The organism is Salmonella sp. SJTUF15591 (assembly GCF_043356435.1).
Taxonomy (GTDB): domain Bacteria; phylum Pseudomonadota; class Gammaproteobacteria; order Enterobacterales; family Enterobacteriaceae; genus Salmonella; species Salmonella enterica.
On sequence record NZ_JBEUJO010000019.1, the window covers coordinates 1 to 17,559 of the forward strand.

Sequence of the window (17,559 nt, forward strand, 5' to 3'; positions counted from 1 at the left end):
GCATTCATTGCGGGTGAGATTGGCGGCGCAGTGGTCGAATTGATAATCGACGGCGTAGTGATCAGCCGCGATGCGATTGTGGATAGCCTAGAGGCTAAGCGCAGGGCAGTGGGAAACGTCATTCACAAAGGTGTATTGCGGGATGCGGCTGCTATGGTGCGGAAAGGGCAATAAAAAACCCGGCGCGAAGGCCGGGTTAAATTGCTTGTCTGGCAAACTTTACTATTGATGCTTCATCTCTATGCTCTATGTGATGGATACCTTTCTCGTCGAATGTGTTACGAATTTCACGCATCGCTTTTACCTCAAGAGCGCTTGGCTGGTAAGGTGCATCTATCGTAAATAACACATTAGAGATAGATAAAATTTTCTCACTGGCGGCGCGTAAAATTTTTGCTGTCCAAGAGTCACAGTGCTCCATCATTTTTTCCGGTTTGTCCTGTGTGAACGCCAGGGGTTTGATTGCACATAAAATCTCTCCCTCTTGACGAGCGACAAATGGTAAAGAGAATCGCGTCAACTCTCCGCCAAGCGTCTCTTTTTTAAACGCATTCTTAAGATCACTGTAATGAGAGAAGCGATGCTTAAGTTCTCTCGTTAGGATGGCCTCACGAGATTCTTTTGTTACTTCTGAATGATTTACAAACTTATTAAAAAGGGTGGCTGTAATTTCCTGAGGGCAATCAGACATCACAACTCTCGCTGGGCTAAAATGAATGATTGATTCCTTTTTACCAATTAAGTAATTGAAAAAGTTTGCTAATTTCTCAGGGGTGGTGAATTTATAACTTTGTTCTTGAGCAAACTTTAACTCTCTTGCAATTGCATCTTTCGCATGAGGAAAAATTATCTCGTCCTGAAAAAAATTTTTTACTCTAGCGTTGTTGCCTTGAGTCAGTTGAAAGTGAAACTGCCCTAACTTCGGAGCACAAAGAACCACACCGACGTTGGCAAACTCTTCGGTTTCTGCATATGGCGCATATCTAATAATGCTGTATAGGCATGGTGTGGTCATTTGATGTTACTCCAAAATTCTCTGTCGCTTACTCTGTTCAGGCAGTTCATTATCTCATTCAACATCAGTTCGCGTTCTTCATCGGATGAAAACCACTCATCAGGAACCTGATTAAACTTCTCCTCAACTGAACCAATAGCACCACTAGCGAGATCCATCAGTTCGGGTTTATCAAGTATGTCGAACACCCACTTTCTTCCGTTTGCAGAATACACATGGACATCATACTCATCATCAGTTGTATCCTGTGCGAATGCCAGATTATGGTCAATCAGGTAATACCTATTATTAACAGCATCGAAAATTATATTTACATTGCCACCGATGTCAGTCAAAGACCTGTCAGCATTGTTTATCCAGCGGTCAAAGAAGAATATTTTCTTTTGATCCTGTATGTTTACAGCACTGCGGGCTTGTTGAATGTTAATGGTTGAGGCATTTTCAACAAAGCGGGTGGCAAATGCTGGGCCTGGTGAAAGCTCGCCGCGCAAATCAGGCATGAATTCGATAATCTCTTGGCCAACATCTACAATGCAAAAATCAGGGCAAGGTAGACCTATCTGTCTGGCTAGGTGTGCAGAAATAAATTCTGCTACAAGCTCTTTTTGCCGGAGTTTTGGCCTGCCCTTAACTATGTAAGCCAGCCCATCTTGGCACGTGCAAAGAAACGGCTGAGTCATACCGTCATTCATGCGTCTAGTATAGGCTGTAACTTGCAGATAGTTATTTTGCAAAACATACTTTCCCTAGAAATAAACACTAAACATTGGTGCTGGAAAACTTTAAAAAAATAACGTGCACAGCTTATCCTTAACCAAACGGCTCTTCAGCCCATCAGCACCCGAATACCTCAGGCTAACCGTACTTCCTGTAGGTCTGTAGCGTATTACTCCGTATCGCCCTTAATCCGCCGCCCCATGTACTTCGCGTACAGCTCGTCAAGTTCCTTCAGGCGCAGCGAGACAATCCGCAACATGTTCTGTTGCTCTTCTTCCGGTAACTGGCGATAGAGCTCAAGCAGGCGCTGTTCGTCAGGTTTAAGTCCGTCTTTCTCTCCGACATCCTCACCAAGCAGCCACGGAACTGATACGCCAGCAGCATCAGCAATAGCTAATGCGGAGCTTTTGCTAATTCTTCCTGTTTTGAACCAACTGGAAACTGCTTGCTTGCTGACACCAGCTACCCTGGCCATCTCTGTTTTAGAGAAACCCTTCTTATTTAACTCTGCCAGCCTGGAGATCAGGCCATTCGTCAGTGTGTTATCGCTCATCGCCTCATTGTAAATGATTGCTTTACTTGTAGGTAGGCATGTGCTGTTTGACTTGTTGGTAAAATGATGCTTTACTTTTGTCATCTAAGGAGGTCCTATGACTGGTATTGAAAAAGCAATTCAAAAATTTGGAACAGGGGCTGCTCTTGGAAGAGCGCTTGGATTTTCAAAAATGACAATTTCCAACTGGAAAAAGACCGGGATTCCACCCGATCACATTCGTTCAGTTTTCGAACTTACAGGTGTTACGCCACATGAGTTACGGCCTGACTTGTATCCAAATCCAACAGATGCATTACCAAGCCAAGAGGCATCAGCCAAATAACCATAGAGGATATTTACCCATGGAGAACGCAATTGCACGAAAGTTAGACCCACCAGAAATCAACCCGATTGAGATAGAGAGTGTCCTGCTCAACCGGCTTGCATCAGTAGGGCAGAAATCATACGCCGAGCATATGGGCATCAGTGAGTCGACAGTCAGCAGACGTAAAGCTGAGGGATATTTCTGCAACATGGCGAAAGAGCTGGCTTTTCTTGGGATTCAGGCCGCGCCACCGGAGGCGGTACTGGTATCCAGAAACTATCTCACAGCTGTAGAGATTCTCGCTGATGCAGGGCTAAAGGCTGAACGAGCCAGGCCGGATGCGCTGGGGTGGGACTGAAAATGGCAGCAACCAAAAAGGCGAAAGCCGTGGTGCGCGAACACCAACGGCTTTCTGGTGGAATTAACTGGATCAATTCACAGGAGTAATTATGGCAAACACTGCCGAAGTAATCAATTTTCCTGTGCCTGACGTGGCACCTAAGGAGCCGCGCGTGGCAGATCTCGATGATGGCTATACGCGCCTGGCAAATGAACTTCTGGATGCCGTGATGTGTTCTGGTTTGCCGGAGACTGAGCTGTGCATCCTGATGGCCGTATGGCGCAAAACGTATGGATACAACAAGAAAATGGACTGGATCAGCAACGAGCAGTTAGAGGAGATGATTCAGAAGCATCATACCCATTGCTCGACAGCAAAAAACAGTCTGATCAGGAAGAAGGTACTGATTCAGGAAGGCCGCAGGGTTGGTATGAATATCCATATTTCCGAGTGGCAAACTAAAAATAACGGATTCTGCAAAACATTAGCTAAACCTGCTAAGAAAACCTTAGCGGAAGTTGCTAACGCACCTAAGCAGAAGTTGCTAACCACAAAAGACAAACTAACAAAAGACAATATTAAAAGATCTACGTCAGAGAATTCTGACGAATCCTCTGACAAGCCAAGAAAGAAACCTCATGTCCTAAAACCCGAAGCAGCGATTCAGAGAGGCAACAAGTGGGGAACTGCTGAAGACCTAACTGCTGCCGAGTGGATGTTTGACCTGATAAAAACCATTTCTCCATCAGCCAGAAAACCTAACCTGGCAGGATGGGCTAACGATATACGCCTGATGCGTGAATGTGACGGACGAACACATCGCGACATGTGCGTGCTGTTTCGCTGGGCGTGCCATGACAGCTTCTGGGCTGGCAACGTCATTAGCCCGGCAAAGCTCCGCGAAAAGTGGACTCAACTCGATATCAACCGCAACAAGCAACAGACTGGCACAACTGCCTCTAAGCCAAAACTTGACCTAAATAACACTGACTGGATATACGGAGTGGAGCTATGAAAAACATTGCTGCGCAGATGGTTAATTTTGACCGTGAGCAGATGCGCCGTATTGCCAACAACATGCCGGAACAGCATGACGATAAGCCGCAAGTTGAGCAGGTTGCTAAGGTCATCAACAACGTGTTTAGTCAGCTTATGGCAGCGTTCCCTGCTACCACAGCTAATCGCAGCCAGGCTGAGATGAACGAAATCCGGCGTCAGTGGGTTCTGGCTTTCCGTGAGAACGACATCACCACCATGGAGCAAGTTGCGGCCGGAATGCGTGTCGCCCGCCGTCAGGAACGTCCGTTTCTTCCGTCTCCAGGCCAGTTCGTCGCATGGTGTAAGGCTGAATTGGCAACTGCTGCCGGGCTTCCTGATGCCAATGAACTGGTCGATATGGTTTACCAGTATTGCCGCACGCGTGGTTTATACCCGGATGCAGAATCATATCCATGGGAATCCAAAGCCCATTACTGGCTTGTCACCACACTGTACTCAAACATGCGAGCTAACGCTCTTAGTGATACCGAGTTGCGCCGCAAGGCAGTCGAAGAACTCAACCACATGGTTACCAGGATAAACCGTGGAGAGGTGATCCCGGAGCCAGTTAAGCAGCTTCCTGTTCTTGGTGGCAGACCACTAAACCGCGCGCAAAACCTCGCGAAGATTGCAGAAATTCGGGCCAAATTCGGACTAAAGGGAGTCAGATCATGATAACTGCATTAGATATTGAAAAAGTAATCACCGATAAAGGGCCAATGAGCAACATCAAAGGTCCGCTTATCAGCAGTCAGCGCTACCTCGACAAGGCAAAGGTAAGCGACAGAGCGGCAAGTGTTAACAGCCAGTGGAAACCAGATGTTTGCCCGGTTACCGGACGCAAGTTCTTCATGTGGATTGAACATGAAACGCTTGGTTATGTGCCGACATATGGCGGGCCGTTCGACAGTTACACTATCCCGACCAGAGATAGCAGCGGCGAGTTTTCTTGCGAGCGTTACGACCATGATTTAGGTGGCTGGGTGGGGGTGAGTTCATCGGCCTTTATCTGATTGATGATGACGAACAATGCCGAGTCAGTGAACTCGAGGAGCGCATAGCAGAACTGGAGTCCAAGCTATCTAAACCCGTGTTGCTGCCGAAAACAAACGGCTACTGGACCGAGCAAGAGAAAGCGTATGAAGAAGCCATTACGCTCGCTAAGCGGCAGGTTCGTCTGGCTGGATTCAGTGTGGAGGACATGTAATGGCTATTTTCATGGAAGTGCGCTGTGAGGGTCTCGGTGATATTGATGGCTGTTTCTCTAGCCAGAACGCCGGTTCAATAACGTCAGCACGTGAAAGTGTTAAGAGTGTTTCCATAGCGCTGAAATTTCTTAAAGATGATTCGCTTAATAACGGCTGGGTGCTGCATAAAGGCGAGCTCTATTGCCCGGTATGCGCCAAAGCAAAAGCATTGGCCGCTGCTGGCATCAAGTGGAAGGCTGAATGAACCACTTCCACGAAGGGCCAATCACGCCAGATACCTGTGCGTTGAAAGCGTGATACGACGTGGTTCATTTTGACCGTGACGCCGAGCTAGTGGAGGGGATGCTAGCCTGGGACTGGTAAGAGATGACGAACGTATTCGATTAACAGTCCCAGACTATGATACAGAGTAGATAGCAAGAAAAATTGAAATATCTGGCTTTAAGACTCGTTTCGCAACCAGTGGCCCCATATCTATGACTGAGATCTTTGGTAACATACAGATAATAATCAATCAGTAACACTGGCTGAACATCTCTGAAATGGAGCCTTAAATGACTGACACAGCATATTCTAAGTCACTTGAAAAGGAAGTTGACCCTGAACAATATCTTGTACTCACAGGGCATACTATCGATACTATTCACACATTTGCGCGAGAAGATATTGTCTGCCCAATATGCGAGGCAACTGGTGGAACGTTTGTCCGTGGCGGTACTAATGCTCGCTTTAACAGAAGAGCACATTTCCGGTTCAGAAACACAAAAGACAAAAGCAATCACCATCCTTCTTGCGATTTCTACGATGAGCGCATCTCACCTGATGTCAAAAACCATCTGGTTTACTTCTCTACCGACAGAACCAAGATTACGCATGTTATAAGAAAAATGGTATGCGCAGGGATACAGGAGGGTTTTTTTGATCAAGAATCCATGAGGCAGATGCGTAAGTGGTTCTTCCAGAAGCGTGTCGACTCAACGTTTAAGCTGTCTCTTACTGAAGAGCAGGTCAGTTGGCTTCATTACATAACAGATAATACAAGTGTCAATTGGGGGTATGTGAATGGCGTAGCGCCATTTAGCCCAGTGCAAGCCACCATCCCCGGTTTTTCATGGGAAGATGCTATCCAACGAGAGTTCACTCTGGTGCATCTGCCCACCCTGCGTAAACTTCAAGACTTAAAAGTTTGGAGAAAACAACTTTCAATGCTGACCAAGTTCGTCAGCAGCCCATCGCAGGGCGTATTGATTGACCCTACCTTACTAAAAGATGAGTATGAGAAAACACTCCAGCTCAACGCTTTCATCATAAGCAGTTATGATGAATTTAAGAATAAATCTGTAAGAGACCGTGCTGATGGCGAAGTTAAACTTCTCGCCTTTTCCGCGCTTTTGCTGTTTGTTTCAGGCTGGGATATAAATCAGGCCATCGAAAAGTTCGCGGTCATCGCAAATGTAGACGAGGTTTATGACGACCTTGCAGGTAACTTCATTGGCCTAAACCCGTACCTAAAATTCGAACTTGCTGATACTGCAAGAAAACTACAAGAAAACTGGCCTATTGAGTATAAGGAAATTAACTACTGGCAGGTTGAGAAGAGAATGCGGGCTATGTACGAGGAAGACCAAAAATCGCGTTCGACTCCACTCCCCCCGCTCCCCGCTGATATCTATATCACCGAGCACCTAAAGAGGAAAGAAGAAGAGGAAAGAGTAAGGCGTTGGCTTGAAGCCGACAGGATAGAGTTTGATAATGATATTACCGAGTAGTGAGATAACTCACTGGATGCAGCTACCAGAACCGCCGCAGGAGGTAGAGTAATTGGTGCCAAGTGGAGAGGCTGGCATAGACATTAATCAAGGCCCTTAGGGCCTTTTATTCTATGATAAACGGACTTTGTTTGAGGGTGACACCATGAAGCCGAAGAAGCTAAATGCTAGGCAGCAGTACCAATTAGACCTTGAATTAGTCAAGAAGAAGCCTGCGAACCGGACAGATGCAAAAGCACATTTAGCGGCACAGTTACGGATTAGCAAGTACAAGTTGCAGACCTCTTCCAAAATTCGCGTTGGCAGTTTCAGGGGAAGAAAGAAGGTGCATTTCAGTAAGGCCGAAGAAGATGCCAGGGCGGCACTAAATAAAGCAAATGCCATTAGATTTTCTGAAGGGGAGGTTGAATCCGTTGATACAGATCGAATCTCTAAGAGTAATAAACGCTGGCGTGGGAGAACTGCTGACTAATGTCTGACTGGAATATTGCAGCACAATCAAAAGACAAGCAGGACAACGAGGCGCTCAGTTTTACCTACGAATACGCGTGTGCCCCGGAAAACCGCTACAAATACTAACCCGCTGCGGCGGGTTTTTTCGCCTAAAATCTGATATGAAACAACATGCTAGCTTTTGCAAAAAGTGCTATTCACCTCTTGAATATTCTTTCTAACAGGTATACTGTGTTTATATACAGTGGTTAAATGTAGAGGGAATTATGAGAATTGAACTTGTTATCAGCCGGACAAAACAGCTTCCGGAAGGTGCCGTTCCTGCACTTGAAAAAGAATTAATTACCCGTCTCCAGAATCAGTATGAAAACTGCAACTTAACCATCCGTCGAGGCAGTCAGGATGGTCTGAGTATCGTCGGTGCTGCTGATGGCGATAAAAAACGTATACAGAGCATTCTGCAGGAAACGTGGGAAAGCGCTGACGACTGGTTTTATTAACATTGCGCTTAATGCTGGCGCGCATTTTTCAGAATACCGCAATTTGCGTATCCCTTTGATGCTGCTGCCGACAATTTTTAACCGCGTCTGTACATCGCCTGAAGGGAGAACAAAAATTGAGTAATTCAGCTTTGCAAAAGTCAGAAGATAGCTGGTATGACATTGTAAGAAGATCTGATGGTTGCGTAGTGTTTAGCTTTCCATCATCAGGCAGGCATCTTATCTATCGTGTAAATGGCATGGTATCTATGCGTCCTTTGCTGGATGATGAAGAAGTTTTTACTCCCAACGGTTTTATGCATTTTATTCGCCGTCTCGGCTACCGGGTAACACCACCTTCTGATAATATGAAATCAACGGCCTGAACAACCGTTAACCTTCTGCGCCACGGAGAACACCATGGCGCACGAATTACAACTCATCAAGCAGTCATCTGGAATTCTGATCCCCGCGACGCCGGAGACCAGCGATATTCTGCAATCAAAAATTAAACTCGGCGCCGTGCTGGTGGCTGAGTTTCGTCAGGTGAGGAATCCTGCATTCCATCGCCGCTTTTTCGCGTTGCTTAATCTCGGGTTTGAATACTGGGAACCCACCGGCGGCGCCATTTCTGCCAACGAGCGCAAACTGGTAAACGGTTATGCAAAGTTTCTTGCTGCATATGGCGGGAATGAAAGCGCATTACTGGATGCGGCTGAACAGTATCTGGAACAGATTGCAAACCGCCGGGTAACAAACGGAATTAGCCTCTGTAAATCTTTCGATGCATACCGCGCATGGGTGACGGTTGAGGCTGGTCACTATGACGCCATCCAGCTACCTGATGGCACCCTTCGCAAACATCCCCGCAGCATCGCTTTTTCCAGCATGGATGAGGTCGAATTTCAGCAGTTGTATAAATCCGCGCTTGATGTGCTCTGGCGGTGGATTTTATCACGTACATTCCGTACTCAGCGCGAGGCCGAGAACGCCGCCGCCCAGCTCATGAGCTTTGCGGGGTGATGGCGATGAAATACTCCTGGTTCCATCATCACGACTGCACAACCGAGCAGGCCGACACGCTGATATCGGATTATCAGAAGCGGGGCGTAAGGACAGAAAAGAGCCTGAACCCTGACTTCATTACCTGGACTGTCAGTGCGAAATTACCTGAATATGCACGCCGGGTGCGGACGCCAAAATCCTTACGCCAAAAGGTCTGGGGGTGAACATGGCTAAATTACCGCGCCGTAAGTGCAAAGTTTGCCGGGAATGGTTTCATCCTGCTTACAGCAATGTTGTCTGGTGCTGTCCTGAACATGGCGCTATCTACGCGCTTGAACTGCGTGCCAAAGCAAAGATTAAAGCCGCAGCCAGGCGTATCAGGGAGAAACACCAGGCGGATAAAGCCGAACGCCAGCGCCGCCAGGCTAAGCGTGAGTCGTTCAAAACTAAAGCTCAGTGGGATAAAGAGGCGCAGGCCGCCTTTAACCGTTACATCAGGATACGGGATGAAGGTAAACCCTGCATTAGCTGCGATGCGCCGCTGGTTGGTAAAAGCAATTTCCTGACCGGAAGCGCCATCGATGCAAGCCATTACCGCTCGCGCGGTGCCGCCTCACATCTCAAATTCAACGTATTCAACGTTCATTCGGCCTGCACGCGCTGCAACCGGCAGTTAAGCGGTAATGCGGTCGAATACCGAATCCGCCTCATCAGGCGTATAGGCCTCGAAAGGGTGGAGCGTCTTGAATCAGACAATGCGCCACGTCGTTTCGATATCCCGTACCTGAAACGCATCAAATACATATTCACCCGCAAAGCCCGGGCGCTGGAGAAGCGCCGCGCACGTCGACAGGATAATGCAGCATGAAACCAGAACTGATCGACATACTCCGCATGCGCTGGTTGCGTCTCCGTATTTACCGCCGTCCGGGTTCGGTGCTGGTGGACTACCGCATCCTGCGCAATTTTGTTCGTATTTATCAGTTCACAGGATTTACTCAATGAACACTCAATACCTCCAGTATGTACGTGAACAGCTAATGGTAGCGACAGCCGATTTAAGCGGGGAGACTAAAGGGCAGCTTCTGGCCTGGCTGGAGAACGCACAATTCGACACGAAAAACTACCCCCGAAAAAAACAGCGTATCTGGGACAAGGAAACAGAACGCTGGATAACGTTAAATAACCCGCCAATCCCCGGCAAGCAGTCGCTGGCAAAAGGAAGCGCTATCCCGCTGGTGAAGCCTGTGGAATATTCCACTGCCTCATGGCGCCGGGCGGTTCTTTCACTGGATGAACACTACAAGGCGTGGTTGTTGTGGAATTACAGTGAGAATACCTGCTGGGAACACCAGGTCGAAATAACAAGTTGGGCGTGGTGCGAGTTTAGACAGCAGCTTGCAGGGAGGAAGATGGCTGGCAAGACAGTGGAACGGCTGAAGAAACTTATCTGGCTGGCGGCGCAGGATGTCAAATCTGAATTAGCCGGGCGTGAGGTTTATCAATATAAAGAGTTAGCGGGACTGGTAGGCGTTAGCGAAAAGAACTGGTCAGAAACCTTCACCAGACACTGGCTGACCATGCGCGCGATATTTCTGCGTCTTGATCAGGCGTCTCTTTTGAGTGTATCGGAGTCGCGTTCGGAACAGGTGGCTTTCAACCTATACGCACTTAATTGACACAAACAGTTATCCGGGGCTATATTTCTAGCGTTGCCTATATGCAACCTGGGATTGGCGTCCCGGAATCAATCGACGCATAAGCCGCGTTAGCGGTTTTTTTATGCGTAAAACACAGTTACATCCAAATTATGGTGGGCTGTGTGGGGGCACCGAAAGGTGCGCCGGACGGTTGACCGGTTACGCCAACCCTGCACAGTTCACCACCCGTCAATTGGCGTTGACAGTGGTGATAATCCAACCCCATTGGAGCTATCAACCATGACCACTCAAATTTCCGTAGAATCCATTTCGCTGACCACCCATCAAAATATCCCTGTTATTACTACCGAATTGTTGGCACAGTTGTACGGTACTGAAGTAATCAGAATTCAACAAAACCACGCGCGAAATGCGGAACGTTTTATTGAGGGAAAACATTTTTTCAAACTGGTCGGTCAGGAGTTAAGGGAGCTTAAGCACAGACTATCTTTAAGCGAGTCCGTGAAAATCGCTCGCAATGTACGTTCCCTCATCCTCTGGACAGAACGCGGTGCTGCCCGTCACGCAAAAATGCTCGAAACGGATCAGGCATGGGAAGTATTCGAGAGACTGGAGGACTGCTATTTCAGCCAGAAACAACCTGTTCCAGCACGCCAGACTCATCCCGCAATTCCATTTCCAAAAGAACGACGTTTCATTGTAACAGTGTCCCCCGACGGTACTGCTGATACCCAGCCTTTGCCTGACGACGTATTTATCGGCAAAGTATCGAGCATATTAAGTGACCTTCGCCAGATGGGGTGGATAATCATCAAACGTGACCGGCTGGTTGAGACACTGGCGACGTGGTGATTGCAAAACTGGATTAAAACGGCTATATTTTATGTAAATCTGATATCGTCGCCATAGCTTCAATCGTCGACCAAATAAATTCAAGCCCCGCCATCGTGCGGGGCTTTTCTGTTTGTGCCGTCCGGAATAATCCCTCTGAGTTTTGTCGTTAATCCACCTGGCGGCCTTCCTACTTCACACTGCGCCATCCGAGCTATCGGAGGTGAGGCTTATGAAAATGCACAACGATCCCCATTCCTGGCAGGGCTGGCTGGAGCTGTTCCAGAGCTGGTGGCGAGGAGATACGCCGCTGGGCGCTGTTCTGATGTCGTTATTTATGGCCGGTCTGCGCATTGCCTATTTTGGCGGTAACGGTGGCTGGAAGAAAAAAACACTCGAAATTCTGCTATGTGGTGCCCTGACGTTGACCTTCTCATCTGCGCTGGAATATTTCGGCTGGCCCAAGTCCCTGTCTGTTGCGATTGGTGGCGGCGTCGGCCTTATCGGCGTGGATGCGATCCGCGGCTTTGCAATGAAGTTTATCAGTGGTCGTATCGGTGGGGATAATAACAAGGTTTAATCATGAACGAGTCTCAATTTCAGCAGGCGGCTGGTATCAGCGCCGAACTGGCCGCGCGCTGGTATCCACATATTACGGCGGCAATGAGCGAATTCGGTATTACTGCTCCACTGGATCAGGCCATGTTCATTGCTCAGGCGGGACATGAAAGCGCTGGTTTTACAAGGCTGGTGGAGAGCTTCAACTACAGTATCGCCGGGCTGACCGGATTCATCCGCGCCGGGAGAATCACTCCAGATCAGGCCAGTACTCTTGGGCGAAAAGCCTGTGAGAAGGCGCTTCCGCTCGAGCGACAGCGTGCAATAGCTAATCTGGTATACAGCAAGCGAATGGGTAACAACGGGCCTGGCGACGGCTGGAACTACCGCGGGCGTGGACTTATCCAGATCACAGGTCTGAACAACTACCGTGATTGCGGTAACGGGATCAAAACTGAGCTCGTTGCCCATCCGGATCTACTGGCACAGGATACGTATGCTGCCCGTAGTGCAGCGTGGTTCTTCGCGACTAAAGGGTGTCTGAAATATTCCGGCGACATGGTACGCGTTACACAGATAATCAACGGAGGGCAGAACGGCATCGGAGATCGGCGAGAGCGCTTTGAAAAAGCAAAATCGGTGCTGGTATGACTCTGTTACCTGCTCTTCTGAAAAGATACTGGTTGCAGCTGGTGTTTATTTTGCTGATGGCTGGTACGTTTATCGCCGGTAATGTCTGGAGTGACAGGGGCTGGCAAAAAAAATGGGCAGATCGCGACAGCGCTGAATCCTCTCAGGAGGTCAACGCCCAGACCGCCGCCCGTATTATTGAACAGGGCCGCATTATTGCCCGTGATGAGGCTGTAAAAGATGCACAAGCACAAGCCGCTAAATCTGCTGCCACTGCTGCTGGCCTGTCTGCCACTGTTAGCCAGTTGCGCACCGAAGCAACAAAGCTTGCCGCCCGCCTGGACGCCGCAAAACACACCGCAGATCTTGCCGCTTCCGTCAGAAGCAAAACAACCGACGCCACCGCCGGAATGCTTGCCGACATGCTCGGAGATATTGCAGCAGAAGCTAAACGATATGCTGCAATCGCTGACGAACGCTACCAGGCAGGAATGACGTGTGAGCGTATTTACAACTCGGTGAGAGAGTCAACCAACAATCCCATAGCTCCGCACTAGCGGGGCTTTTTGTTGTAACAAGAAGACGAAGAAGGAAATACTATGTTTACAGTTAAAACCATCATCAACGGTGTTACGCATATTTGTGAGCAGCCATCCATCTCGATAGCCAGAGCTGGTTCTGAAACGTTCGCAGATACTTTAAAACTTACTCATAACTCAGCCAGCCCGGACTTCGCATACTGGCTCCCGGCTATCTATGAAGATCCAGAAATGACCAAAGCGCTGCAGGAGGAGGAACTGGTTATTAGTGACCGTACTGATGTGCTGGATACTGATGCTATTGCCATCATTATTGAGGAATATCCGAGTGAAAATTTCCCCGGCGCGGGTGATGGCTGCCGTTACCAGTTTATCTATCCGGGCGATCAGGTTTATGTGATGAACTCTAATGGTGCCACCATCGAGGCCGTGAAGTAGGCGTTACAGCAGAGCCTAGTAGTAACTTACCCACATGATGACTGATAGCCACCTGGACAGATATCGCATGAACAAATCGCCCCGTATCTATGGCAGCAAATGGGACCGTGAGCGCCTCCTGTTCCTTCGTACTCATCCGTTGTGTGCCATGTGTCATGAGCAGGGAAGAGTGACGGCGGCAACGGTGGTCGATCATATCATTCCGCACAAACTGAAAGAGGCGCTGAATAGTGGAAACGCCGAAGCGATAGCGAAGGCACAAAAGCTATTCTGGAGCCGGAAGAACTGGCAGGGGTTGTGTAAGCAGCACCACGACTCTACGAAGCAACGAATGGAGAAACGCGGTGTCGTCGTGGGCTGTGACGAGAACGGTATTCCACTTGACCGTGCATCGCACTGGTTCAGACGATAACAATTCTCATATGTGTGGCAGCTATGAAGGAGGAGGGCGGGTTAAAAGTTCACAGCTTTGTGCCTGCGTGACCGCCCGCCCTCCTCTGTTTGCACAACCGCGAAATGAAAAGTTTTTTTCCGGGAGGTTCCGATGGCAGGACGGCGCCCGAAACCGACCCACCTGAAAGTGGTAACCGGCAATCCGGGCAAACGTAAACTCAACGATAAAGAACCCCAACCTGCAAAAGAAATCCCCAGCCCGCCAGCACATCTTAGCGACTGGGGAAAAGTTGCGTGGGGCAGGCTCACAGTTTTACTTGATGGCATGGGTATTCTTACAGTTGCCGATTCACTGGCGCTGGAGCGTCTTTGCGATATCTATGCAGATATCCTTCAGCTTCGCCTGACGATCGCGGACGAAGGGAGAACTTATACAGTCCAGACTGAAGGGGGATTTTTGATTAAGGCGAACCCGGCAGTAGCAATGTTGGCGGATGCTGATCGACGTTTTAAAAGTTACCTGGTTGAATTCGGTCTGACTCCGGCCGCCAGAACGAAGGTGAAAGTGGATGGTGGAGAAAAAGAAGAAGACCCGCTCAACGAGTTCTTCGGTTGACCCCACCACTCGTTATGCGATGGATGTGGCGTCCGGTAAGGAAATTGCCGGACCTGATATCCGCAATTCCTGCAAGCGTCATCTGAAGGATCTGGAGTCCTGCCATGCCCGCGGTCTGGTATGGGATACGGTAACAGCGCAGCGTGCTATCGACTTTTTCGCGAAAGTGCTGAAACTTAACGGCGGCGAACACGAAGGCAAGCCGTTCAATCTGTTACCCTGGCAGTGCTTTATCGTGGGGTCTGTATTTGGCTGGCAAAACTCAGACGGCTATCGCCGGTTCCGTATGGTGTACGTCGAATCCGGTAAGGGGTCAGGTAAATCACCGCTTGCAGCTGGTATAGCTCTTTACTGCCTTGTCGCCGACAAGGAGCCACGCGCGGAAGTCTACGCGGCCGCCACGAAAAAAGACCAGGCCATGATACTGTTTCGCGATGCTGTGGCGATGGTTGACCAGTCGCCAGCACTGGCACAGCGGATTAACAAATCAGGCGGTGCCGGGAAAGAGTGGAATCTGGCTTTTCTGCAGACCGGTTCTTTTTTCCGGCCTATCAGCTCGGACGACGGACAGTCAGGTCCACGCCCGCATTGTGCTCTGATAGACGAAATTCACGAGCACAAAAACAACCAGGTCGTGGAAATGATGCGCGCCGGGACGAAAGGTCGTCGCCAGGCGTTGATTTTCATGATCACTAACAGCGGCCACGACAAAACCAGCGTCTGCTACGACTATCACGAGTATGGGCGTAAAGTTGCCGAAGGCTCGATTGAGGATGACAGTTTCTTTTCTTTCATTTGTTCCCTGGACGAAGGAGAAGACCCATTCAAGGACGAGTCCTGCTGGAAAAAAGCAAACCCCTCTCTTGGTCATACTTTTACCGATCGCTACCTGCGTGAGCAGGTTACTCAGGCTCGGGGGATGCCGTCGAAGGAAAGCATTGTTCGGCGGTTAAACTTCTGTCAGTGGGTGGATGCCGATAACCCCTGGATGAGTAGCGATGTGTGGATGGGGTGCGAAGAGGACTTCTCCCTGCAGGAGCTGCGGGGCGAGGAATGCTATGGCGGTCTGGATCTTTCAGGCAGCCGGGATCTCACCGCACTGGCGCTGTTCTTTCCGAAAAAGAGAAAGCTGGTGGTGGAATTCTGGACGCCAAAAGACACTCTGACAGACCGGGCGAAAACAGACCGGGTTCCATATGACGCATGGGAACGGGACGGATACATCCACACCACACCAGGTAAAGCCGTGAAGTATGGTTTTGTTGCTGAACGTATCGCAGATCTTGCAATGCAGTTCGACATCAAAGCCATTGCCTTCGATCAGTACCGTATTAAATACCTTGAGCCGGAACTGGACGAAGCCTCAGTATCAGTGCCGCTGATCCCGCATGGGCAGGGCTACTACAAGGCAAAAGATTCTGGTCTGTGGATGCCGCATTCTATCGAGCTATTTGAGCAGATGCTGGATGATGGTGCAGTCGTTATTAAAACTAATCCCTGCCTGCGCTGGAATGCAGCTTCCGCAGTAACCGAAGCCGATCAGAAAGAAAACCGCATTTTTGCCAAGAAAAAAAGTACCGGACGTATTGATGGCGTGGTGGCTTCCGCTATGGCAATAGGTGCATCAGAAGAGGATGTCACTGATGATGGCGATGTTGATGGTTTCTTTGATGATCCAATCATAGTGGGTATCTGATGGCGAATAATAAACACCCCGGGCGAATAAAAAGCGCCCTTTTAAACTGGCTGGGCGTCCCCGTCAGCCTGACTAACGGCGAGTTCTGGCGCGAGTGGTTCGGAACCAGCAGCAGTGGAAAAGTTGTGACTGCTGATAAGATTATCCGCCTGTCTGCTGTATGGGCCTGTGTCAGGTTGTTGAGTGAATCGGTTTCCACGTTACCGCTGAAAATCTACGAACGTCAGGCTGATGGCTCCCGAAAACTGGCTTCTGATAATCCTGCTTACCAGGTACTTTGCCGGCGCCCCAATCCTGAAATGACGCCGTCACGTTTTATGCTGATGGTGGTCGCCAGTATCTGTCTGCGGGGAAATGCATTTGTTGAAAAACTGTTTATCGGCAGAAAACTGGTATCGCTGGTTCCGCTGTTACCACAGAACATGGTAGTAAAACGACTGGATAGTGGGCAATTGCAGTACTCATATACTGAGAACGGAAAACAGCGAATTATACCTGTAAACCGGATTATGCATATCCGTGGATTCGGTCTGGATGGTGTATGTGGCATGATGCCTGCGATGACGGGCATCGATGTCTTTGGTGCGGCAATGTCGGTGGATGAAGCCGCGGCAAAAATCTTTGAAAATGGCCTTCAGAGTACAGGGTTTCTTTCTTCAAAAAATGCGCTGACCAAAGAGCAGCGTGATCGTCTGAGGCAAAACCTTCAGTCTTTTATCGGTTCAAAAAATGCCGGGAAACTGATGGTGCTGGAAAATGAACTCACATACCAGAATGTCACCATGAATCCGGAAGCGGCACAATTGCTGGAAAGCCGTTCCTTCAGTATCGAGGAAATTTGCCGCTGGTTTCGCGTTCCTCCTTTCATGGTCGGTCATACCACTAAACAAAGCAGCTGGGCATCCAGTCTTGAAGGGATGAACCTTCAGTTCCTGACGCACACTCTTCGACCGCTGCTGGTGAATATTGAACAGGAAATTGGCCGGTGCCTGCTCGATAGCGATGATGACGTGTTCGCGGAGTTCTCCGTTGAAGGACTGCTGCGCGCCGACAGCGCTGGCCGTGCGGCTTACTATACCAGCGCGCTTCAGAATGGCTGGATGTCGCGAAACGATGTTCGCCGTCTGGAAAATATGCCGCCGATTGAAGGGGGGGACATTTACACCGTTCAGCTCAACCTGACGCAACTGAAAAATCTCGAAAGCAGCAATCCTGCTGTTCAGGCTCTGGCCCTGAGAGAACTGCATAACCACGTATTCCCCGATATTTCCTTTGAACAATCTCCGCTGAAACAGGCCGCTTAGGAGCACTTT

General features: G+C 49.2%; 27 protein-coding genes and 1 pseudogene. 25 read left to right on the forward strand and 3 right to left on the reverse strand.

The window, feature by feature from the left end; genetic code table 11:
* Positions 1 to 196 precede the first annotated feature (196 nt).
* The 3 genes from ABVM99_RS23440 to ABVM99_RS23450 all read right to left on the reverse strand — a co-directional run bounded on the left by ABVM99_RS23440 (position 197) and on the right by ABVM99_RS23450 (position 2,369).
* Positions 197 to 1,015 (reverse strand): DUF3037 domain-containing protein, encoded by an 819-nt coding sequence (locus ABVM99_RS23440; protein WP_023137791.1) that lies wholly within the window; start codon positions 1,013 to 1,015, stop codon positions 197 to 199.
* Positions 1,012 to 1,749, reverse strand: coding sequence for a HipA family kinase (locus ABVM99_RS23445; protein ID WP_130525692.1), 738 nt, complete (start codon positions 1,747 to 1,749; stop codon positions 1,012 to 1,014). The genes ABVM99_RS23440 and ABVM99_RS23445 overlap by 4 nt, the downstream gene beginning before the upstream one ends.
* 152 nt (positions 1,750 to 1,901) lie before the next feature.
* Positions 1,902 to 2,369 carry a helix-turn-helix domain-containing protein gene (locus ABVM99_RS23450; RefSeq protein ID WP_393927420.1) on the reverse strand — a complete coding sequence of 156 codons (468 nt, stop codon included), beginning with the start codon at positions 2,367 to 2,369 and terminating at the stop codon, positions 1,902 to 1,904.
* Positions 2,370 to 2,382: 13 nt separating this feature from the next.
* Here ABVM99_RS23450 and ABVM99_RS23455 point away from each other — a divergent pair, with 13 nt between their 5' ends.
* The 25 genes and pseudogenes from ABVM99_RS23455 to ABVM99_RS23575 all read left to right on the forward strand — a co-directional run bounded on the left by ABVM99_RS23455 (position 2,383) and on the right by ABVM99_RS23575 (position 17,550).
* Positions 2,383 to 2,610 (forward strand): YdaS family helix-turn-helix protein, encoded by a 228-nt coding sequence (locus tag ABVM99_RS23455; RefSeq protein WP_000145711.1) that lies wholly within the window; start codon positions 2,383 to 2,385, stop codon positions 2,608 to 2,610.
* Complete coding sequence (locus tag ABVM99_RS23460; RefSeq protein WP_015702794.1) at positions 2,576 to 2,950, forward strand: CII family transcriptional regulator; 375 nt, start codon at positions 2,576 to 2,578, stop codon at positions 2,948 to 2,950. Before ABVM99_RS23455 ends, ABVM99_RS23460 begins: the two co-directional genes overlap by 35 nt.
* 91 nt (positions 2,951 to 3,041) lie before the next feature.
* Complete coding sequence (locus ABVM99_RS23465; RefSeq protein ID WP_000024046.1) at positions 3,042 to 3,947, forward strand: replication protein; 906 nt, start codon at positions 3,042 to 3,044, stop codon at positions 3,945 to 3,947.
* On the forward strand, positions 3,944 to 4,645 hold the full coding sequence (locus tag ABVM99_RS23470) for a replication protein P (RefSeq protein WP_000788825.1): 702 nt from the start codon (positions 3,944 to 3,946) through the stop codon (positions 4,643 to 4,645). Before ABVM99_RS23465 ends, ABVM99_RS23470 begins: the two co-directional genes overlap by 4 nt.
* A 119-nt stretch (positions 4,646 to 4,764) precedes the next feature.
* Positions 4,765 to 5,177, forward strand: a pseudogene (locus tag ABVM99_RS23475) (ead/Ea22-like family protein); the annotation flags it as partial.
* Positions 5,177 to 5,422, forward strand: a complete 246-nt coding sequence (locus tag ABVM99_RS23480) for a hypothetical protein (protein ID WP_000974174.1) — start codon at positions 5,177 to 5,179, stop codon at positions 5,420 to 5,422. The pseudogene ABVM99_RS23475 and the gene ABVM99_RS23480, both read left to right, overlap by 1 nt.
* Positions 5,423 to 5,732: 310 nt before the next feature.
* A complete protein-coding gene (locus tag ABVM99_RS23485) occupies positions 5,733 to 6,947 on the forward strand; it encodes a hypothetical protein (RefSeq protein WP_023257587.1) in 1,215 nt (404 codons plus the stop codon).
* Complete coding sequence (locus tag ABVM99_RS23490; RefSeq protein WP_071825187.1) at positions 6,931 to 6,999, forward strand: DUF551 domain-containing protein; 69 nt, start codon at positions 6,931 to 6,933, stop codon at positions 6,997 to 6,999. Before ABVM99_RS23485 ends, ABVM99_RS23490 begins: the two co-directional genes overlap by 17 nt.
* A gap of 93 nt (positions 7,000 to 7,092) precedes the next feature.
* Positions 7,093 to 7,419, forward strand: coding sequence for a hypothetical protein (locus tag ABVM99_RS23495; RefSeq protein ID WP_393927424.1), 327 nt, complete (start codon positions 7,093 to 7,095; stop codon positions 7,417 to 7,419).
* 247 nt (positions 7,420 to 7,666) lie between these two features.
* The gene (locus tag ABVM99_RS23500) at positions 7,667 to 7,900 is read left to right on the forward strand and encodes a DinI family protein (protein WP_001217669.1); all 234 of its coding nucleotides are present in this window, start codon (positions 7,667 to 7,669) and stop codon (positions 7,898 to 7,900) included.
* Between the two features lie 116 nt (positions 7,901 to 8,016).
* Positions 8,017 to 8,265, forward strand: coding sequence for a hypothetical protein (locus ABVM99_RS23505; RefSeq protein ID WP_014343878.1), 249 nt, complete (start codon positions 8,017 to 8,019; stop codon positions 8,263 to 8,265).
* A 34-nt stretch (positions 8,266 to 8,299) separates the two neighbouring features.
* Entirely contained in the window at positions 8,300 to 8,902 is a 603-nt protein-coding gene (locus ABVM99_RS23510; RefSeq protein ID WP_000929790.1) for a DUF1367 family protein, read from the forward strand.
* A complete protein-coding gene (locus ABVM99_RS23515; protein WP_001550288.1) occupies positions 8,902 to 9,108 on the forward strand; it encodes a hypothetical protein in 207 nt (68 codons plus the stop codon). The genes ABVM99_RS23510 and ABVM99_RS23515 overlap by 1 nt, the downstream gene beginning before the upstream one ends.
* 2 nt (positions 9,109 to 9,110) lie before the next feature.
* Positions 9,111 to 9,752, forward strand: a complete 642-nt coding sequence (locus tag ABVM99_RS23520; RefSeq protein ID WP_058799676.1) for a recombination protein NinG — start codon at positions 9,111 to 9,113, stop codon at positions 9,750 to 9,752.
* Positions 9,749 to 9,889, forward strand: a complete 141-nt coding sequence (locus ABVM99_RS23525; RefSeq protein ID WP_023224313.1) for a YlcG family protein — start codon at positions 9,749 to 9,751, stop codon at positions 9,887 to 9,889. The genes ABVM99_RS23520 and ABVM99_RS23525 overlap by 4 nt, the downstream gene beginning before the upstream one ends.
* A complete protein-coding gene (locus ABVM99_RS23530; protein WP_058799677.1) occupies positions 9,886 to 10,563 on the forward strand; it encodes a bacteriophage antitermination protein Q in 678 nt (225 codons plus the stop codon). Before ABVM99_RS23525 ends, ABVM99_RS23530 begins: the two co-directional genes overlap by 4 nt.
* A gap of 261 nt (positions 10,564 to 10,824) precedes the next feature.
* Positions 10,825 to 11,397, forward strand: a complete 573-nt coding sequence (locus ABVM99_RS23535) for an ORF6N domain-containing protein (RefSeq protein WP_058799679.1) — start codon at positions 10,825 to 10,827, stop codon at positions 11,395 to 11,397.
* A gap of 217 nt (positions 11,398 to 11,614) precedes the next feature.
* A complete protein-coding gene (locus ABVM99_RS23540) occupies positions 11,615 to 11,956 on the forward strand; it encodes a phage holin, lambda family (protein WP_162264800.1) in 342 nt (113 codons plus the stop codon).
* 2 nt (positions 11,957 to 11,958) lie between these two features.
* Positions 11,959 to 12,585: a glycoside hydrolase family 19 protein gene (locus ABVM99_RS23545; RefSeq protein WP_001005894.1), complete on the forward strand. Its 627-nt coding sequence runs from the start codon at positions 11,959 to 11,961 to the stop codon at positions 12,583 to 12,585.
* Positions 12,582 to 13,121: a DUF2514 domain-containing protein gene (locus ABVM99_RS23550; RefSeq protein ID WP_052938271.1), complete on the forward strand. Its 540-nt coding sequence runs from the start codon at positions 12,582 to 12,584 to the stop codon at positions 13,119 to 13,121. Before ABVM99_RS23545 ends, ABVM99_RS23550 begins: the two co-directional genes overlap by 4 nt.
* 42 nt (positions 13,122 to 13,163) lie before the next feature.
* Positions 13,164 to 13,541 carry a hypothetical protein gene (locus tag ABVM99_RS23555; RefSeq protein ID WP_000495546.1) on the forward strand — a complete coding sequence of 126 codons (378 nt, stop codon included), beginning with the start codon at positions 13,164 to 13,166 and terminating at the stop codon, positions 13,539 to 13,541.
* 67 nt (positions 13,542 to 13,608) lie between these two features.
* Positions 13,609 to 13,953 (forward strand): HNH endonuclease, encoded by a 345-nt coding sequence (locus ABVM99_RS23560; protein WP_023137451.1) that lies wholly within the window; start codon positions 13,609 to 13,611, stop codon positions 13,951 to 13,953.
* A gap of 132 nt (positions 13,954 to 14,085) precedes the next feature.
* On the forward strand, positions 14,086 to 14,550 hold the full coding sequence (locus ABVM99_RS23565) for a phage terminase small subunit P27 family (RefSeq protein ID WP_000919036.1): 465 nt from the start codon (positions 14,086 to 14,088) through the stop codon (positions 14,548 to 14,550).
* Complete coding sequence (locus tag ABVM99_RS23570; RefSeq protein ID WP_072101813.1) at positions 14,504 to 16,246, forward strand: terminase large subunit; 1,743 nt, start codon at positions 14,504 to 14,506, stop codon at positions 16,244 to 16,246. Before ABVM99_RS23565 ends, ABVM99_RS23570 begins: the two co-directional genes overlap by 47 nt.
* Positions 16,246 to 17,550 carry a phage portal protein gene (locus ABVM99_RS23575; RefSeq protein WP_000002706.1) on the forward strand — a complete coding sequence of 435 codons (1,305 nt, stop codon included), beginning with the start codon at positions 16,246 to 16,248 and terminating at the stop codon, positions 17,548 to 17,550. Before ABVM99_RS23570 ends, ABVM99_RS23575 begins: the two co-directional genes overlap by 1 nt.
* Positions 17,551 to 17,559: the final 9 nt, after the last annotated feature.

Excerpts from the sequence above, each read along its gene's own strand:
- ABVM99_RS23440 (WP_023137791.1), bottom strand. The coding sequence starts at position 1,015 with ATGACCACACCATGCCTATACAGCATTATTAGATATGCGCCATATGCA.
- ABVM99_RS23450 (WP_393927420.1), bottom strand. The coding sequence starts at position 2,369 with ATGACAAAAGTAAAGCATCATTTTACCAACAAGTCAAACAGCACATGC.
- ABVM99_RS23455 (WP_000145711.1), top strand. The coding sequence starts at position 2,383 with ATGACTGGTATTGAAAAAGCAATTCAAAAATTTGGAACAGGGGCTGCT.
- ABVM99_RS23460 (WP_015702794.1), top strand. The coding sequence starts at position 2,576 with ATGCATTACCAAGCCAAGAGGCATCAGCCAAATAACCATAGAGGATAT.
- ABVM99_RS23465 (WP_000024046.1), top strand. The coding sequence starts at position 3,042 with ATGGCAAACACTGCCGAAGTAATCAATTTTCCTGTGCCTGACGTGGCA.
- ABVM99_RS23470 (WP_000788825.1), top strand. The coding sequence starts at position 3,944 with ATGAAAAACATTGCTGCGCAGATGGTTAATTTTGACCGTGAGCAGATG.
- ABVM99_RS23480 (WP_000974174.1), top strand. The coding sequence starts at position 5,177 with ATGGCTATTTTCATGGAAGTGCGCTGTGAGGGTCTCGGTGATATTGAT.
- ABVM99_RS23485 (WP_023257587.1), top strand. The coding sequence starts at position 5,733 with ATGACTGACACAGCATATTCTAAGTCACTTGAAAAGGAAGTTGACCCT.
- ABVM99_RS23495 (WP_393927424.1), top strand. The coding sequence starts at position 7,093 with ATGAAGCCGAAGAAGCTAAATGCTAGGCAGCAGTACCAATTAGACCTT.
- ABVM99_RS23500 (WP_001217669.1), top strand. The coding sequence starts at position 7,667 with ATGAGAATTGAACTTGTTATCAGCCGGACAAAACAGCTTCCGGAAGGT.
- ABVM99_RS23510 (WP_000929790.1), top strand. The coding sequence starts at position 8,300 with ATGGCGCACGAATTACAACTCATCAAGCAGTCATCTGGAATTCTGATC.
- ABVM99_RS23515 (WP_001550288.1), top strand. The coding sequence starts at position 8,902 with ATGGCGATGAAATACTCCTGGTTCCATCATCACGACTGCACAACCGAG.
- ABVM99_RS23520 (WP_058799676.1), top strand. The coding sequence starts at position 9,111 with ATGGCTAAATTACCGCGCCGTAAGTGCAAAGTTTGCCGGGAATGGTTT.
- ABVM99_RS23525 (WP_023224313.1), top strand. The coding sequence starts at position 9,749 with ATGAAACCAGAACTGATCGACATACTCCGCATGCGCTGGTTGCGTCTC.
- ABVM99_RS23530 (WP_058799677.1), top strand. The coding sequence starts at position 9,886 with ATGAACACTCAATACCTCCAGTATGTACGTGAACAGCTAATGGTAGCG.
- ABVM99_RS23535 (WP_058799679.1), top strand. The coding sequence starts at position 10,825 with ATGACCACTCAAATTTCCGTAGAATCCATTTCGCTGACCACCCATCAA.
- ABVM99_RS23540 (WP_162264800.1), top strand. The coding sequence starts at position 11,615 with ATGCACAACGATCCCCATTCCTGGCAGGGCTGGCTGGAGCTGTTCCAG.
- ABVM99_RS23545 (WP_001005894.1), top strand. The coding sequence starts at position 11,959 with ATGAACGAGTCTCAATTTCAGCAGGCGGCTGGTATCAGCGCCGAACTG.
- ABVM99_RS23550 (WP_052938271.1), top strand. The coding sequence starts at position 12,582 with ATGACTCTGTTACCTGCTCTTCTGAAAAGATACTGGTTGCAGCTGGTG.
- ABVM99_RS23555 (WP_000495546.1), top strand. The coding sequence starts at position 13,164 with ATGTTTACAGTTAAAACCATCATCAACGGTGTTACGCATATTTGTGAG.
- ABVM99_RS23560 (WP_023137451.1), top strand. The coding sequence starts at position 13,609 with ATGAACAAATCGCCCCGTATCTATGGCAGCAAATGGGACCGTGAGCGC.
- ABVM99_RS23565 (WP_000919036.1), top strand. The coding sequence starts at position 14,086 with ATGGCAGGACGGCGCCCGAAACCGACCCACCTGAAAGTGGTAACCGGC.
- ABVM99_RS23570 (WP_072101813.1), top strand. The coding sequence starts at position 14,504 with ATGGTGGAGAAAAAGAAGAAGACCCGCTCAACGAGTTCTTCGGTTGAC.
- ABVM99_RS23575 (WP_000002706.1), top strand. The coding sequence starts at position 16,246 with ATGGCGAATAATAAACACCCCGGGCGAATAAAAAGCGCCCTTTTAAAC.